This is a genomic window from Terribium retamae (genome assembly GCF_022347545.1).
GTDB classification, from domain to species: domain Bacteria; phylum Pseudomonadota; class Alphaproteobacteria; order Rhizobiales; family Rhizobiaceae; genus Mesorhizobium; species Mesorhizobium retamae.
Map to the genome: position 1 here is coordinate 237,261 of NZ_JAKREW010000003.1, position 15,258 is coordinate 252,518.

Below are 15,258 nucleotides of genomic sequence, written 5' to 3' on the forward strand. Positions count from 1 at the left end.
CGGAAGGCTCCATGTTCGGCGGTGTCGGCTCAAAGCTCAAAGCCTGGATATTGGGCGGCATTGGCACTTTCGCCGCGCTTGCAGTCGGTGGCGCTCTCGGTGCGTTCGATACGCTGGAAAAGCCAGTCGTCGTCCTCGGACCAGGCCAGCCGATCGAGACGGGGCCCTGGAAGGTCAAGCCGCTGCGAGCCTATACCGTCGACAAGGGTATCTATGGCTTGCCGCTTAAAGCCGGCGAGAAGGCGATTGTGTTTGAAGCCGAGATGACCAATCGCACGGCCCTTTCAAGCAAGAATTATTTTACCACCTTTCAGCCAGGCGGCACGGAAGACAAGCCCTTCGTCGTGCTGGTTCGCGATGCGACGATGTCACCTGCGCTGCAGCCGGGCTTGCCGGAACGCATGGCCTATGTCTGGGCGGTGCCGACCGGGGCAGTGCCGCCTGAGCGTTTCGTGGTTGCGGTAAATGGGAAGATCCACAAGCAGCGCGACAATCTCTATGGCGTGCCCGGCTGGTATAATGAGCATCTCATCGGCACGGTGGCGATGACAGTCGGCGTCGGCCCCGACACACCGGATGCAAAGCCATGATGCGAAGGGTTGCCAATCTGGCGGTTTTCCTGATTGCCATTCTGCTCTGTTACGGCATGCAGACGACCAAGCCGCATTACGCCGACCTTACCGGCCCGATCCCGGCCTACGGCGCGATCTCAAATACGGTTCATACACGCACCTTCGACATCGGTGTCGACAAGGTTGTTTTTGCGCGCACGCTGAAATTCGATCAGTTCGGCAAGCAGAAACTGCTGACCACCGGCGGTGTCTGGGCGATCGTCACCGCCAACCTGGCTGCAACCAAGGATTCGGCCATGGTCGCTGCGGCCACCTGGCGAGGGCCGGACGGTCTCAGCTACCGCGCGAGCGAGCGGGCGTCTCTCGCCACCGGCGGATTGCCGATGGCGCTGGATCCTGGCGTCCCTGCCAAGACGCGCATGGTGTTCGAGATTCTTCCTTCGCAGGCAGACGAGGCGATGCTGCTCGTCTCCGGCAAGCTTTTTGCTCCACTCGATTCGGAAGCGCGCATCGCGCTCGGTCCAGTCGCGCTTCAGGCGGACGGAATGCCGGAAGGCACCGTGGAGACCTATGAACTCGGCAAGACATTCTGAGGTCCGTTTTGAGCATCGCTACGCAGGGAACCCGGAACGAGCGCACGGTGACGGAGCAACGCTGGTGGTTGCGCAGCCTGCTGGCATTGATTGTACTGATCCCTGCCGCGCTCGCAGTGATGTCCTACGACAGTGTGAAGACACTATTGGGCAATCAGGACTTTTTCGCTCAAGACGTCGCCTGGAAGAGCAAGGCTCGTTTCGGCGGCAGCGAGTGGCAGTTGACGGACCTGCGTGCGGCGCTTGGCCGTTCTGACATCCCGCCGGATCTGGTCCCCATATTGGTCGACTTCACGGTCACTGTCGGTGAACCTGATCTGCAGAAGCTGTGGCTTGGTTGCAGGATCATGCTCATTGATGCTGCAGATCGTCATTGGCTGCCGACGGGGGCGGTATCGTTCCGACAGGCGGATGATGCCAAGACCTGCGTTTCGGCGATGTTTTCCGGCGCTAAGAGTGGCGATACGCTGAAGGTACGCGAGACTTTTCTTGTACCGAAGGACGCGACCGCGACCATCCGGCCGGCCGTGAGCGTAGGCAGCGAGCGCCCCTCATTCCTGCTCTTCCAGCGGCCGCAAGATTAGATCACGGTCTACCGTGCGCCGATTTATGCCGGCTTGCCGACCGCTTGCGCCGAGGCGCGTTTCGGCAATGCGAAAGCGCATTCCAAAATGGCGGCGAGAAAACAAATCCGCAGCGGCTCGACGAGGATTCCCGTCGAACTGTCCTGGAACGGGCTGCCGAACAGGAAAGTCACGCCATGGGCGATCACCTGCCAGGTGTCGAGATCGTGCGGGCCGATCAATCGCGTGGCGCCCAACCATGCCCAGGCAGCCGCCCAGTCGATCAGCCGGTAGCCGACGATAAGGACGACGACCAGCAGCACGCTTGAACTCAGCGTCAGCCGCACGCCGTTGGCGATCGGCAGATAGCGGGAGCGGTAGCCACTGATGAAATGTTCGACGAAGTCGCGCAGGAATTTCGGGATCGTCTTGTAGCGCTCGCCGAAACGCTCGACACGCTGGTGGATCCGCATCAGTTCCTGGTCGTCACGAACATTGTAACCATAGATCAGTGCCGTCATCACCAGCCAGATGACCGGCATGAGCATGTAGAAGAACAGGTTGATCAGAGTGGTGGAGATGCCGAGCGGCATCATCTCCACGGGCGTGACAATCGGCGCTGCAGCCATGGCCTTGCCGATCGGCGCTGCCATGCCGTCTCCTGCGGCCTGAAAGAATGAACCGATGTTGCGGCTCATCACCCAGGACATTGCCGAATCCTTCCAACGGCTGATGACGTAGAGACCGATGAAGATCCAGTTGGTCTCGCAGATGACGACGATGATCTGCCATGCGGAGGAGGCGCCGCCGCGTTTCTGCATTTCCTTGGCGACGCGCCGGATCAGCCAGGAAATGGCGACTGAAAACAGCAGCCAGCGTGAATCCAGCACGTCGAGGACATTGCCGGATTCACCGAAGGGAGCGAGATCCAACGCTGCGCGTGAATATTGACGTACCGTGTCGCCGAGGAAGCCCCAGGCGGCGTAGTAGGCGAAAAACGGCAACAGGGCGATGGTGACCATATTGGTCAGCCGTGCGGTGCCGCTGGTTTCGCCCTCTCCGTTCGTCGTGCCGGCTGCCGCGGCCTGGGCGGCACGTATGGCAGGCAATGCCGGGCGCAATATCTGGAACATCGCCACCGTCACCACGAGTTGCGTGAGCGCCACCAGGGTCAACAAAGCAAGGCCAGCCATGTGGTTGACCATGGCCACATGGGTGGCAAGCCGCATGAACAGGCCGCCGGCAACGATCCCGAGAAGCACCAAAGCGATGAGTTGTGGCCAGAAACGGCAGAACAGGCGCAGCGTCAGTCCGACCGGCCTTACAATGTCGGCAAGCATATCCACCTCGCGACGCGCCCCCGCAGCCTTTTAGCAAAGTTTCAGCCGATGTCTGCCCTTGCAGTCGTCGATACGGCCGGCTGCTGACAGTTCCGCGGCGAGGTCGTAGGCGCGCTTCCCGAAAAGCCGATTGGGCCAAGGGAACCATGCCGGCAGTTTTTCATTGGAAAATCGCCGGACGGGAGAGGACCGGCAGGAGGAAAACGTCATGAAAACCGCACTTGCCATCCTGGTGGCGGCCGTTGCTTTTGGCCAATCGGCAGACGGGCTGTCAGCCGCGCCGTTGAACACGATGAACGAGGTGGGAACTGCATTGCAGAATTGCTGGAGCCCGCCTTCCGATGCAGCGAAAGGGGCGGTGACGCTGCAATTCAGTTTCAAACGCGACGGATCGCTGATCGGCCCGCCCAAGGCGACCAGCATTCGCGTGGAGGGCGATGCCGACAAGCGCCAACAACTCGTCCAGGCAGCGATCGATGCTATTCAGAAATGCCTGCCGCTCACTTTCGCACCGAAGCTGGCGGACGGCATGGCGGGCACGGTCTTTACCTTGCAACTGGCTTCGCCGAAGCAGCAATAGCGCTGCTCCGGAAAGTGACGAAGCCGTGAGCCGGTTCGGTCAGCCGAAAGCGCCGTGGCAGTGCTTGTATTTCTTGCCTGAGCCGCAAGGGCAGGGTTCATTGCGCCCGACCTTGCCCCAGCTGGACGGATTCTGGGGATCACGCTGTTCAGCAGGCACGACGCGAATATCCTCCAGGACGGAGACGTCAGAACCTTCACCAAAATCATTCTGACCGGTGCTGGCATCGATATGCTGGCCGAACATTTCCGGCGCTTCCGGCATTGGCGCATCGGCGGCCTCGCGCACCAGCTCCACGCGCATCAGTTGGGCGGTTACAGCCTGGCGCAGATTGCCGAGCATGGCCTGGAACAGCTCGAAGGCCTCGCTCTTGTATTCGTTCAGCGGGTCGCGTTGCGCATAGCCCCGGAAGCCGACGACTGAACGAAGGTGATCGAGGTTAACGATGTGCTCGCGCCATAGATGGTCAAGCGTCTGCAGCACAACCGACCGTTCGACATAGGCCGTGACATCCGGACCGAAACGGCCGGCCCGTTCTTGGGCAGCCTCGTCGGCGGCCTTGGTGATGCGCTCGCGGATATCGTCTTCGGCGATGCCTTCCTCCTTGGCCCATTCCTCGATCGGCAGGTCGAGGTTGAGATACTGTTGAACCTCTGCCTTCAGGCCGGCGATATCCCATTGCTCGGCATAGGCGTTTTCGGGAATAGCCTTGGTGACGATCTCATCGATGACGTCGCCGCGCATTTCGGCAATCGTCTCCGACAGGCCGTCGCCATCCATCAGTTCCAGACGCTGTTCAAATACAACCTTGCGCTGGTCATTGGAGACGTCGTCATATTTGAGAAGGTTCTTGCGGATATCGAAGTTGCGTGCTTCGACCTTCTTCTGAGCCTTTTCGAGCGCCTTGTTGATCCAGGGATGGATGATGGCTTCATCCTCCTTGAGGCCCAGCTTCTGCAGCATGCCATCCATGCGTTCGGAGCCGAAGATGCGCATCAGATCGTCCTGCAGCGACAGGAAGAACTTCGAGCGGCCAGGGTCGCCCTGACGGCCGGAACGGCCACGGAGCTGATTGTCGATGCGGCGTGATTCATGGCGTTCGGTGGCGAGCACATAAAGGCCACCGGCCGCGAGTGCCTTCTCCTTGAGTTGGGCGACGTCCTCGCGGATGGCCTTTTCCTTCGCATCGCGTTCCGGGCCTTCGGGAAGACCGGCCAGTTCCTCGCTGATGCGCATCTCGGCATTGCCGCCAAGCTGGATGTCGGTGCCGCGGCCAGCCATGTTGGTGGCGATGGTGATGGCGCCAGGCTTGCCTGCCTGGGCGACGATCGACGCCTCCCGTTCGTGGTGGCGCGCGTTCAGCACTTCGAAATTCTTGAAGCCTTCCTGGCGCAGACGCTCTGCGAGATGTTCGGAGCGTTCGATGGAGGTGGTGCCGACGAGCACTGGCTGGCCCTTGGCATGAGCCTCGCGGATTTCGCGCACGATCGCCTTGTATTTTTCCTCGACTGTCCGATAGACCTCGTCGTCCTCATCTATGCGGCTGACCGGCAGGTTGGTCGGCACCTCGGTGACCTCAAGGCCGTAGATGTTGCCGAATTCTTCCGCTTCGGTCAGCGCCGTACCGGTCATGCCGGCCAGCTTCTTGTACATGCGGAAGTAGTTCTGGAAGGTGACGGAGGCCAGCGTCTGGTTCTCCGGCTGAATCTGGACGTGTTCCTTGGCTTCCAGCGCCTGGTGGAGGCCTTCCGAGTAGCGGCGGCCAGGCATCATGCGGCCGGTGAATTCGTCGATGATGACGATTTCGCCGTTTCGTACGATGTAATCCTTGTCGCGGGTGAACAGGCGGTGCGCTTTCAGCGCGTTGTTGACGTGGTGCACCATGGCGACGTTTTCGACGTCGTAGAGCGATTCGCCCTTCAGCAGGCCGGCGCCGCGCAGCAGGTTCTCCACCTTCTCGGTACCTTCTTCGGTGAAAATCGCCGTCTTCTGCTTTTCGTCGACCTCGTAGTCGGCGGGCTGCAGCTGGATGATGAAGGTATCCACGGTGTTGTACATATCGGAACGGTCCTCGAGCGGACCGGAAATGATCAGCGGCGTGCGCGCTTCGTCGATCAGGATGGAGTCGACCTCGTCGACGATCGCGTAATTGTGTCCGCGCTGGACCATCTGTTCGCGCTCATACTTCATGTTGTCGCGCAGATAGTCGAAGCCGAGCTCGTTGTTGGTGGCGTAGGTGACGTCGCAGGCGTAGGCCGCGCGGCGTTCCTCGTCGGAAAGGCCGTGCACGATGATGCCGGTGCTCAGGCCAAGGAAGCGATAGATGCGTCCCATCCATTCGGCGTCGCGCGTGGCGAGATAATCGTTGACGGTGACGACGTGAACGCCCTTGCCCGACAATGCGTTGAGATAAACGGGCAGCGTGGCGACCAGCGTCTTGCCTTCACCCGTGCGCATCTCGGCGATGCCGCCGTTGTGCAAGACCATGCCGCCGACCAGCTGCACATCGAAGGGCCGCATGCCGAGAACCCGTCGTGCCGCCTCGCGAGCCGTGGCGAAGGCCGGTACCAGAATATCGTCGAGCGTTGCGCCATTGGCGAGTTCCTGACGGAATTTTTCAGTTCGACCGGCGAGTTCGGCATCGGAAAGCGCCCGCATCTCGTTTTCGAGAGCATTGATCGCTTCGACGCGTGGGCGGGTCGCTTTGACGCGACGGTCGTTGGAAGAGCCGAAAATCTTACGGGCGAGACCGCCGAGACTGACCATTCAATGGTCCTTTCGCTTGCAATCCTGGGCGCGGGAGGGAATGCGGCAGGCATCCCATAAACCCACCTGAACAGAGAAACACCAAAAAGCGCCCGGAAAACGGTTCTGGACGCAAAGTCGTTGGACAGATAAGAGGGGGCACAATCGATGTCAACGCTGCGTTACCGAGCCGCGGAACGCCTAATTCTGCCACATTCCGGCTGATCAAAAGACCCACTCATCCACATCGGAGCTCTTTCGTATGTCTTTACTGTCTCGCCGCGCGTCGCTCGCCAGCCTCGGACTGGCTGTCGGCCTGTCGGCTCTGTCGCTTTCGCCGCTCGCCGCCCAGGAAACCCAGCCGGCCAAGCCTGCGGACGCTGCTGCAGCCCCGGCCCCCGCTCCGGTCGACCCGAATGCGGTTATCGCGACTGTGGACGGAAAGCCGATTACCGAAGCCGATCTGACACTTGCAGAAGGCGAGCTGTCACGCCAGTTCGCACAGCTCCCACCGGAGCAGCGCCGGGCTGCGGCCTTGTCGGCTGCAATCGAAATCAAGGTCCTCGCAGCGAAGGCGGTCGCTGATGGGCTCGACAAGGATCCCGAGTTCCAGCGCCGTTCCGCTTTCCTGCAGCAGCGCGCGCTGCATGGCGAACTGGTCGAGAAGGAAGTCGTCGGCAAGATCACCGAGGAAGAAATCCGTGCCCGCTACGACAAGGAAATCGCCGCGCAGCCGCCGGTGAACGAGGTGCATGCCCGTCACATTCTCGTGAAAACGAAGGAAGAGGCGGACGCCATCGTCAAGAAACTGGATGCCGGCGAAGATTTCCAGAAGCTCGCCAACGAAAACACCAGCGATCCCAGCGGCAAGACCAACGGTGGCGACCTCGGCTTCTTCGGACCTGGGCAGATGGTGCCTGAGTTCGAAAAGGCGGCGATGGCGCTGGAAGTCGGAAAATACACCAAGGATCCGGTGCAGACGCAATTCGGCTGGCATATCATCAAGGTAGAGGACAAGCGCCAGCAGCAACCGCCTGCCTTCGATCAGGTCAAGGAACAGGCTAAGTCGGCGGTTGTCCGCGACAAATACTTCGCTGCCGTCAAGGAAGCACGCAAGGCCGCCAAGGTCGAGATTCCGGACGAGACGTTGCGCAAGGCCGTCGAGGCGGCCGAGGGCGGCGCCGCCAAGTAAGCTGCTTCGCTCAGAGAAGTCACCGAAAGAGCGGCGCCTACACAGCGCCGCTTTTTTGTATCATCGAACAGCCAGGTCGCCGCGGTTTGAAGCCGAAGGCGCAGGAAATTCTAGGCCTTTATTCCCCGAACGATGGCGCGGATGGCGGTGCGCAGCTTGTCCGCGTCTTCGTCCAGCCGCCCAGTCAGAAGATGGACCCAGGCATAGGACGAGACCAGATCAGCCACCTGGCTCGGATCGACATCATCGGCCACTTCGCCCCGTGTCTTGGCGCGTTCGACCAGCTTGCCCGTATGGGCCCGGCGGCCATGTGCGTAATCCGCGAGCGCTTCGGCCGCTGTCTCGTCGAACTGGGCCTCGGCGACCAGCGAGCGGAAGATGGTGCCGGCCGGTGTGTTGCGCCATTGGTCAAACAGGCTCTGAGCGAACAGGAAGAGATCCTTTTCGATATCGCCAGTGTCGGCATAAACGATGTCGCGTTTCTGGCGCTGGTAGACTTCGATGAGGAGCGCGGCCTTGCTCGGCCACCACCGATAGATGGTTGGTTTGCCGGCGCGGGCGCGCCGCGCCACAGCTTCGATGGAAAAGCCTGAGTAACCTTGCTCCTGGAGGACGGCTTCGGCCGCAGCCAGGATGGCCTCGGCGCTGGCGGGATTGCGCCGGGCGCCGATCGAGCGGCGGGCCTTTCCTTCACTTGCGGTCAATGCACTGACGCTCCTCGAAACTTTGCCGAGCACCTTACACCGACTCTTGACGAAACGAAACGATCCGTTCTATATATGCAACGAAACGTATCGTTCCAATGGAGAGAGCCATGCCTGCTGTTGCAAGCGCTTCGTCCGTGTCCACCCCATCCCGATTTTCCCGGCCACGCTTTGCACTGCTGGTGCTGGCGGGCGTTTATCCGCTCATCACGACCATTCTTTATGCACTGGCGCCGCTGACAGAAGGATGGTCGATCTGGCAGCGCACGCTGCTGATCGCGCCGGTCATGGTGGTGGCGATGATCTGGGGCGTGATCCCTACTGTGCAGTGGGCGTTCCGGGGTTTCATCAACCCGCAGGCACGCTGACGGCGGACGGGTGGGGCGTCAGAAAACGCCTTGCGAAGCCTCGCGCTATCGGGCAAACGGTGCATGCCTTACCGTTTTCCGGACTGCAGAGGTCTTTCATGTCCGCTACGATTTCCCCGCTCGCCCCGAAGAAATATCCCAAAATGCCGGCGATCGAAGGGGTGCGCATAGCGACAGCCGAAGCAGGTATCAAATACAAGAACCGCACCGATCTCCTGACCATGGTGTTCGACGCGGGAACAACAGTCGCCGGCGTCTTCACGCGCTCGAAATGCCCATCGGCTCCGGTCGACTTGTGCCGGCAGAACCTCGGCCAGGGAAAGGCCCGCGTGCTGGTTGTGAATTCCGGAAATGCCAATGCCTTCACCGGCAAGAGGGGTCGCGAGACGACATCGATGACTGCCGCCGCCGCCGCCAAGGCGGTAGGCTGCAGTGTGGAGGAAGTGTTCCTGGCTTCGACCGGAGTGATCGGTGAACCGCTCGATCCCGGCAAATACAGCCATCTGCTGGCCGGCATGGCCAAGGACGCGCGCCCGGACCAATGGAGCGAAGCCGCCAAGGCGATCATGACCACAGATACCTTTCCGAAGGTGATCACGGCTACGGTCAAGCTGGGCGACGTCGATGTGACCCTGAATGGCATCGCCAAGGGGGCCGGCATGATCGCGCCGGATATGGCGACGATGCTGTCCTTCGTCGCCACTGACGCTCCCATCGCTGCGCCGGTATTGCAGGATTTGCTGTCCAAGGGCACAGCCAAGACCTTCAATGCGGTGACGGTGGATAGTGATACCTCTACCAGCGATACGCTTTTGCTGTTTGCCACCGGCGCCGCGGCCAAGCGTGGTGCCCCCGAGATTACCGACCCCAAGGATGCGCGTCTCGGTGCTTTCCGACGTGCTTTCAACAAGATGTTGAAGACGCTCGCCATTCAGGTCGTGCGCGATGGCGAAGGCGCCCGTAAGCAGATCGAGGTCACGGTGACCGGTGCGAAGTCGGCGCGTTCGGCCAAGCGCATCGCGCTGTCGATCGCCAATTCACCGCTGGTCAAGACCGCCGTAGCCGGCGAAGACGCAAATTGGGGTCGCGTCGTCATGGCCGTGGGCAAGGCTGGCGAACCGGCGGATCGAGACCGGTTGGCGATCTGGTTTGGCGACAATCGTCTGGCTGTCGACGGGGAGCGCGATGCAGGCTACTCGGAAGAAGCGACTTCGGCCTACATGAAGCGTGACAGCATAGTCATCCGGGCCGACATTGGCATCGGCCGAGGCAAGGCTACCGTGTGGACCTGCGACCTCACCAAGGAATATGTCGCCATTAATGGCGATTACCGGAGCTGATTTGTTGAACCCGCAACATCCTGCCACCGTGCTGGCCAAGGTGCGCCGCTACGAGGCTGCGGGCTTTCGCGCCTGGCCGGCGGCGGCGGTGCACTATGACGGCACCTGGGTGGTGCGGTTGACGGCAGGCCACCCTGCCAAGCGGCTGAATTCGATCAACCCTCTCGATCCGGGCGATGTCCACCAGCTTGCCGAGCGCATCGCGCGAGCCGGCCGTCGTTTCGAAGCCTATGGACGGCCGTTGACCTTCCGCATTTCGCCTCTGGCTGGTGCGGCGCTTTCCCGCCACCTCGATGCAGAGGGCTGGTCGCGCTTCGGCGAGTCGCTGGTCATGCGCGTGCCGCTTGCAAAGGCGCCGGTCGACGATGTCCTCGATCAGATTCCGCTCAAAGATATCAGCCGCTTCGTTTCCGCGACGTTGAAAGTGCATGGTGCCGATGCTTCGTTGCGGCCCGGCTTGTCGGAGATCATCGGTGCGATCCAGCCGGAAGCTGGCTTATTCGCGCTCGAGCGGGGCGACGAGCCAATGGCAACGCTGATTTGTGTCCATGACGGCGATCTCGCCGGCCTGTTCGAAATTGCCACGGACAAGACGGTACGCCGACAGGGCTACGGCCGACAACTGGTGTTGTCGGCCTTGAAATGGGCGCGGCTGCGCGGCGCCCGCGAAGCCTGGCTGCAGGTCGAGGCAGACAACGCGCCGGCATTGGCGCTCTATCATGGCCTCGGTTTCGAGGAGGTCTATCGTTACCATTACCGGCAACCGGCCTCCCTATGACCTCTGAACCGCCAAAGCCGAAGCGGCTGCTTCTGGTCGTCGCCTGCGCTCTGGTCGATGCTGACGGGCGCGTGCTGATTGCACAGCGGCCGGAAGGCAAACAACTTGCCGGCATGTGGGAGTTTCCGGGAGGCAAGGTGGAGCCGGGCGAGACGCCGGAAGATTGCCTCGTGCGCGAGCTGCGCGAGGAGCTCGGCATCGAGACCAAAACAGCCTGCCTCGCTCCGCTGACCTTCGCCAGTCACAGCTATGACGATTTCCATCTTTTGATGCCGCTTTATGTCTGTCGCCGGTTCTGGGGTACACCGGAGCCAAAAGAGGCGCAGGCGTTGAAATGGGTGCGGCCGAAGCAGATGCGCGATTATCCGATGCCGCCGGCCGATGCCCCGCTTATCCCTTTCCTCATCGACCTGCTCTGATCGCCACAATTAGCGTTAACAGAGGTTTAATCCACTCATGAAAGAGTGCTCCGGGTTGCGGCAACTGTGTCGTCTTGGGGCAAGGGCGTGAGCATTGACCGGGAATGGGCGGATATCCACCCTCGGCGTTCGATGGGCGCTGTCGGCATGGGCGTGCTGAGGGTTACGCTGCTCTTCGGTTCGGCAGCCATCGCGCTCTCCATTCTGAGCGCCTCCTATCTCGACAGTCATTTTTCGCAGCATTTCGCAAGCGCCGATCCGCAGTCCGGGCTCGATATGATGAGCACCGGGTCTATCGGGCGGACGTCCACCTACACGGTACGCCGCAGCGTCTTGCAGCCGAGCCCGGAGGCCGTGTGTATCATCCGCGAGAACGGTGCTCGCTCCGGTTCGTGTTGAATCGTCGTCACCGAATTCATGCGCCGTTAAGGCTGCCGCGTTAACCTTTGTAAATCAGTCGGCGTTAAGGTCCCCCCGAGAGGGAAGGCGAACATGTCATTGCTGCCAAGATTCCTGACGGACAAGACAGGCGCGACAGCCATTGAATACAGCCTGCTTGGCACCTTGATTGCTGTCGCCATCATCGCCGGCGTCGGCGCGACCGGCGAAAGGCTGGATTGGCTGTGGAGCAATAACAACAGCGAAATCGTCAAGGCGCTCAACAAGAACTAGGACAACGGCCCGGATGACCTCCCAGGCGATGCGCTTATTGGTTGCCCGGGTCCTGCAGGATCTTTGCTAGCGACACAGTGGCTGATCCAGGTTTCAGCGGCTTTTGTTGCGACGCATCCGGCGCCCAGCCGGAAAGCCAGATGATCGAAAAACTCGCTTTTACGCGACCGTCGGCATCGGAAAAGCGCTCCGCATAGATTTCGGCGGTGCGCGCGAGCAACGCGCTGCTCATCGGGCGCCGGCTGCGGTCGATCAAGGCGTTGGTTTCGCCCATCGCCTTGAGATCACTCATGAGGCTGAACGGCGTCCCATAGCGAACTGTGACGGTGTCGACGTCGGCGACGGGCAAAGCGAGACCGGCCCGCTGCAGCAGTGCACCGACATCACGTACATCGGCAAAGGGAATCACGCGCGGACTTGCTCCGCCGTGAAGTTCGGTTTCAGCCGCAAGCAGGCTTTCGCGCAGTTCTGCGAGTGTGCCTGCGCCGGTCATGGCGCCGAGGAAGAGGCCGTCCGGCTTCAGAGCACGGCGTATCTGGGCGAGCATGCCGGGAATGTCGTTCATCGACTGCAGGGCCAGAAGCGATACGACGAGATCGAGGCTGCCAGGTTCGAACGGAACAGTCTCGGATTCCGCAATCATGCCCGCCCCATCGGCCAGAAATGCAGGGTCAGCCTCGACGCGAAAGATCTCACCGACTTTGTTGCTGGAAGCGAGGATCTCGGCTGCATGCGTGGTCTGGCAGAACAGGGTCGCGGCACGGCTGAAGCGGCGCTCTACCGCTGCCAGCCGGTCGGCCAAATCATCGGCGACCCGTTGGGCCAGGAAATCTGCACCCTGGACCGATCGGGCAAGTGCGCGGCGTTTCCTCGCCAACCATAGGGCGGTATCGAACAAGGGCTGCAAAGACGGGTCCTGCTTCTGCTATGCTGGTTCGTGAGACGGGCAATCACGTGGCCGATCCGATGGCTGATATCAAGGGGCTAGCCCAGACGGTGTTGCAATGGCCGGCGCGGATATTGTTTCCGCCGGTCTGTGCCGGCTGTCGTCGGCAGGTCTCCCAACCCGGCGTTTTGTGTGGTGATTGCTGGCCGAAGCTGCGCTTTCTGGAGCGTCCCTGGTGCCCCGTCATGGGAACGCCGTTCACCCACGATATGGGTGACGGTTTCTTGTCGGCTGAGGCGATCGCCGATCCGCCACCCTTTGAGAGAGCGCGCGCAGCGGCCGTCTACTCTGGCGTGGCCAGGCAGATGGTACAGGCGCTGAAGTATAACGACCGCACCGATCTTGCACCGTGGATGGCGCGCTGGATGGCGCGCGCCGGCGCGGAACTGCTGGACGAGGCGGATATCATCGTACCCGTACCATTGCATTGGCGACGGTTTTTCCGCCGTCAATTCAACCAGTCGGCTGAACTCGGACGTGCGCTCGCCGTCAAAGCCGGGCTGCGTTTCCTGCCGCAGGCTGTCCAGCGTGTGAAGATGACGCGCAAGCAGGTCGGGCTGCAACGGCACGAGCGCGAGGACAATGTGCGGGCTGCTTTTCGCGTGTCGCCGGAGCTCGAGATCGAGATCGCTGGCCGCCGTGTGCTCGTGATCGACGACGTCTATACCACTGGCGCTACGGTGCGAGCGGTGGCGAAGACGCTCAAAAGAAGTGGCGCCGGTGCGGTCGACGTGCTCACTTTCGCACGCGTGTTGCCGGGGGACTTTCAGGCCGACGACTCCGAGACTATATAGGTTTCATGACAAGCTATGGTTTTGGGCAGGATTGTTGACCCATGGTCGACGTGACGATCTACACACGCATGATGTGCGGCTATTGCGCCGCCGCCAAACGCCTTCTCGACCGGAAGGGCGTGACCTATACAGAGCACGATGCCTCCTTCTCTCCGGAACTGCGTCAGGAAATGATCCAGCGGGCCAATGGCCGTGCCACATTCCCGCAAATTTTCGTTGGGGATGTCCACGTCGGCGGTTGCGACGATCTGCACGCGCTGGATGCCGCAGGTCGGCTTGATTCTTTGCTCGCCGGCACGGCGGTTCGCTGAACGCACAGGACTATCGAAAGCGAGGACGAGACGATGGGTGTTTTCAAGGCCGCCGCCATTCAGATGCGGTCCGGGACCAGCCCGGAGCGCAATGCCGCTGACATGGAGCGTCTCGTGCGCGAGGCGGCCGCACAAGGCGCCATCTATGTACAGACACCCGAAATGACCGGCGCGCTGGTACGCGACAAGGATGCCAAACAGGCCATATTCACCAGCGAGGACAAGGATGTTGTCGTCGCGAAGGCCCGGCAACTGGCGCGCGAACTCGGCATCTATTTCCACATCGGCTCGACGGCCATCCTGCGGGCCGACGGCAAGCTGGCCAACCGCGCTTTGCTGATCGCGCCGGATGGCGAGACACTCGCGTCCTACGACAAGATCCATATGTTCGACGTCGATCTCGACAATGGCGAGAGCTGGCGGGAATCTTCGGCCTACGAGCCCGGCACCGAAGCCGGGGTCGTTGACCTCGCCGGCACGAAACTCGGCTTTGCCATCTGCTACGACCTGCGGTTCCCGCAACTTTTCCGCAGCGAGGCGCTGGGTGGCGCCGCCGTGTTGTCGGTGCCTGCCGCGTTTACCCGCCAGACCGGTGAAGCGCACTGGCACGTGCTGCTGAGAGCGCGAGCCATCGAGAACGGCGCTTTCGTTGTCGCCGCAGCGCAGGGCGGTCTCCACGAGGATGGCCGCGAGACCTATGGTCATTCGCTGATCATCGATCCGTGGGGGCGTATCCTGGCCGAGGCAGATCACAATGAGCCGGCGGTGATCGTGGCGGAAATCGATCCGGCGCAATCGGCTGCCGCGCGTGCCAAGATCCCCAATCTGAAGAACGCGCGCGACTTTTCGCTGCGCCGGTTCGAAGCCGAGCCGGTTTCGCTCCGAGGAGCTGCATCTTGATCCGCTTTTCACTGACGTGCGAGCGGGAACACGATTTCGAAGGCTGGTTCCGCTCCAACGACGATTTCGACCAGCAGAAAAAACGCGGCTTCGTCGAGTGCCCGACTTGTGGCTCGCACAAGGTCGAGAAGGCGCTGATGGCGCCTGCGGTTTCGACCAGCCGCAAGCAGGAAAAAATGGCGCTGGCCATGGGCGAGCAGCAGCGGCATGCGATGGCGCAGCTCAAGGCGTTGGCCGACAAGATGCGCGAAAACTCGGACTATGTCGGCGACAAGTTCGCCGAGGAGGCCCGCAAGATCCATTTCGGCGAGGCCGATCAACGCGGCATCTACGGCGAAGCGACGCTCGAGGAAGCTCAGAGCCTGGCTGAAGACGGCGTCGAATTCATGCCGATCCCGACCTTCCCCGACGACCGCAACTGAACGGCGGGCGCGTTAGAGC

The 15,258-nt window shown here is 61.4% G+C and carries 19 protein-coding genes; 15 read left to right on the plus strand and 4 right to left on the minus strand.

The features are described from left to right. Positions 1-11 precede the first annotated feature (11 nt). The 3 genes from L4923_RS06135 to L4923_RS06145 all read left to right on the plus strand — a co-directional run bounded on the left by L4923_RS06135 (position 12) and on the right by L4923_RS06145 (position 1,749). Positions 12-590 carry a hypothetical protein gene (locus L4923_RS06135; protein WP_239362811.1) on the plus strand — a complete coding sequence of 193 codons (579 nt, stop codon included), beginning with the start codon at positions 12-14 and terminating at the stop codon, positions 588-590. Continuing rightward, the gene (locus L4923_RS06140) at positions 587-1,165 is read left to right on the plus strand and encodes a hypothetical protein (RefSeq protein ID WP_239362813.1); all 579 of its coding nucleotides are present in this window, start codon (positions 587-589) and stop codon (positions 1,163-1,165) included. Before L4923_RS06135 ends, L4923_RS06140 begins: the two co-directional genes overlap by 4 nt. Before the next feature lie 68 nt (positions 1,166-1,233). Then, complete coding sequence (locus L4923_RS06145) at positions 1,234-1,749, plus strand: hypothetical protein (RefSeq protein WP_239362815.1); 516 nt, start codon at positions 1,234-1,236, stop codon at positions 1,747-1,749. A gap of 23 nt (positions 1,750-1,772) precedes the next feature. Here the strand turns inward: L4923_RS06145 and L4923_RS06150 are convergent, their stop codons facing one another. Continuing rightward, positions 1,773-3,068, minus strand: coding sequence for a hypothetical protein (locus tag L4923_RS06150; RefSeq protein ID WP_239362816.1), 1,296 nt, complete (start codon positions 3,066-3,068; stop codon positions 1,773-1,775). A 208-nt stretch (positions 3,069-3,276) separates the two neighbouring features. Here L4923_RS06150 and L4923_RS06155 point away from each other — a divergent pair, with 208 nt between their 5' ends. Further along, on the plus strand, positions 3,277-3,648 hold the full coding sequence (locus L4923_RS06155; protein WP_239362817.1) for a hypothetical protein: 372 nt from the start codon (positions 3,277-3,279) through the stop codon (positions 3,646-3,648). 39 nt (positions 3,649-3,687) lie between these two features. Here L4923_RS06155 and secA read toward each other — a convergent pair whose 3' ends face one another. Further along, entirely contained in the window at positions 3,688-6,414 is a 2,727-nt protein-coding gene (secA, locus tag L4923_RS06160; protein WP_239362819.1) for a preprotein translocase subunit SecA, read from the minus strand. 241 nt (positions 6,415-6,655) lie between these two features. On the opposite strand from secA, the gene L4923_RS06165 reads away from it, so the two are divergent. Beyond that, entirely contained in the window at positions 6,656-7,585 is a 930-nt protein-coding gene (locus L4923_RS06165; protein ID WP_239362820.1) for a peptidylprolyl isomerase, read from the plus strand. A 110-nt stretch (positions 7,586-7,695) separates the two neighbouring features. Here L4923_RS06165 and L4923_RS06170 read toward each other — a convergent pair whose 3' ends face one another. After that, complete coding sequence (locus L4923_RS06170; protein WP_275448268.1) at positions 7,696-8,289, minus strand: TetR/AcrR family transcriptional regulator; 594 nt, start codon at positions 8,287-8,289, stop codon at positions 7,696-7,698. Between the two features lie 110 nt (positions 8,290-8,399). Here L4923_RS06170 and L4923_RS06175 point away from each other — a divergent pair, with 110 nt between their 5' ends. The 6 genes from L4923_RS06175 (at position 8,400) to L4923_RS06200 (ending at position 11,866) form a co-directional block, all read left to right on the plus strand. After that, positions 8,400-8,657, plus strand: a complete 258-nt coding sequence (locus L4923_RS06175) for a putative antibiotic biosynthesis monooxygenase (protein WP_239362821.1) — start codon at positions 8,400-8,402, stop codon at positions 8,655-8,657. Positions 8,658-8,755: 98 nt separating this feature from the next. Beyond that, on the plus strand, positions 8,756-9,997 hold the full coding sequence (gene argJ / locus L4923_RS06180) for a bifunctional glutamate N-acetyltransferase/amino-acid acetyltransferase ArgJ (RefSeq protein WP_239362822.1): 1,242 nt from the start codon (positions 8,756-8,758) through the stop codon (positions 9,995-9,997). Further along, positions 9,978-10,775 (plus strand): GNAT family N-acetyltransferase, encoded by a 798-nt coding sequence (locus tag L4923_RS06185; RefSeq protein ID WP_239362823.1) that lies wholly within the window; start codon positions 9,978-9,980, stop codon positions 10,773-10,775. The genes argJ and L4923_RS06185 overlap by 20 nt, the downstream gene beginning before the upstream one ends. Further along, the gene (locus tag L4923_RS06190) at positions 10,772-11,194 is read left to right on the plus strand and encodes a (deoxy)nucleoside triphosphate pyrophosphohydrolase (protein ID WP_239362824.1); all 423 of its coding nucleotides are present in this window, start codon (positions 10,772-10,774) and stop codon (positions 11,192-11,194) included. The genes L4923_RS06185 and L4923_RS06190 overlap by 4 nt, the downstream gene beginning before the upstream one ends. 87 nt (positions 11,195-11,281) lie before the next feature. Further along, positions 11,282-11,593: a hypothetical protein gene (locus L4923_RS06195; protein ID WP_239362826.1), complete on the plus strand. Its 312-nt coding sequence runs from the start codon at positions 11,282-11,284 to the stop codon at positions 11,591-11,593. Positions 11,594-11,686: 93 nt separating this feature from the next. Then, entirely contained in the window at positions 11,687-11,866 is a 180-nt protein-coding gene (locus L4923_RS06200) for a Flp family type IVb pilin (RefSeq protein ID WP_239362829.1), read from the plus strand. A 34-nt stretch (positions 11,867-11,900) separates the two neighbouring features. Here L4923_RS06200 and L4923_RS06205 read toward each other — a convergent pair whose 3' ends face one another. Further along, positions 11,901-12,773, minus strand: a complete 873-nt coding sequence (locus L4923_RS06205) for a methyltransferase domain-containing protein (protein ID WP_239362831.1) — start codon at positions 12,771-12,773, stop codon at positions 11,901-11,903. A 47-nt stretch (positions 12,774-12,820) separates the two neighbouring features. Here L4923_RS06205 and L4923_RS06210 point away from each other — a divergent pair, with 47 nt between their 5' ends. From L4923_RS06210 to L4923_RS06225, 4 genes are read left to right on the plus strand one after another with little or no spacing between them, the layout of a single operon-like run. Then, positions 12,821-13,606 (plus strand): ComF family protein, encoded by a 786-nt coding sequence (locus L4923_RS06210; protein ID WP_425530904.1) that lies wholly within the window; start codon positions 12,821-12,823, stop codon positions 13,604-13,606. Between the two features lie 41 nt (positions 13,607-13,647). Further along, entirely contained in the window at positions 13,648-13,917 is a 270-nt protein-coding gene (grxC, locus tag L4923_RS06215; RefSeq protein WP_239362833.1) for a glutaredoxin 3, read from the plus strand. A 33-nt stretch (positions 13,918-13,950) separates the two neighbouring features. Then, a complete protein-coding gene (locus L4923_RS06220) occupies positions 13,951-14,817 on the plus strand; it encodes a carbon-nitrogen hydrolase family protein (RefSeq protein ID WP_239362834.1) in 867 nt (288 codons plus the stop codon). Beyond that, the gene (locus L4923_RS06225) at positions 14,814-15,239 is read left to right on the plus strand and encodes a DUF1178 family protein (RefSeq protein ID WP_239362835.1); all 426 of its coding nucleotides are present in this window, start codon (positions 14,814-14,816) and stop codon (positions 15,237-15,239) included. Before L4923_RS06220 ends, L4923_RS06225 begins: the two co-directional genes overlap by 4 nt. Positions 15,240-15,258: the final 19 nt, after the last annotated feature.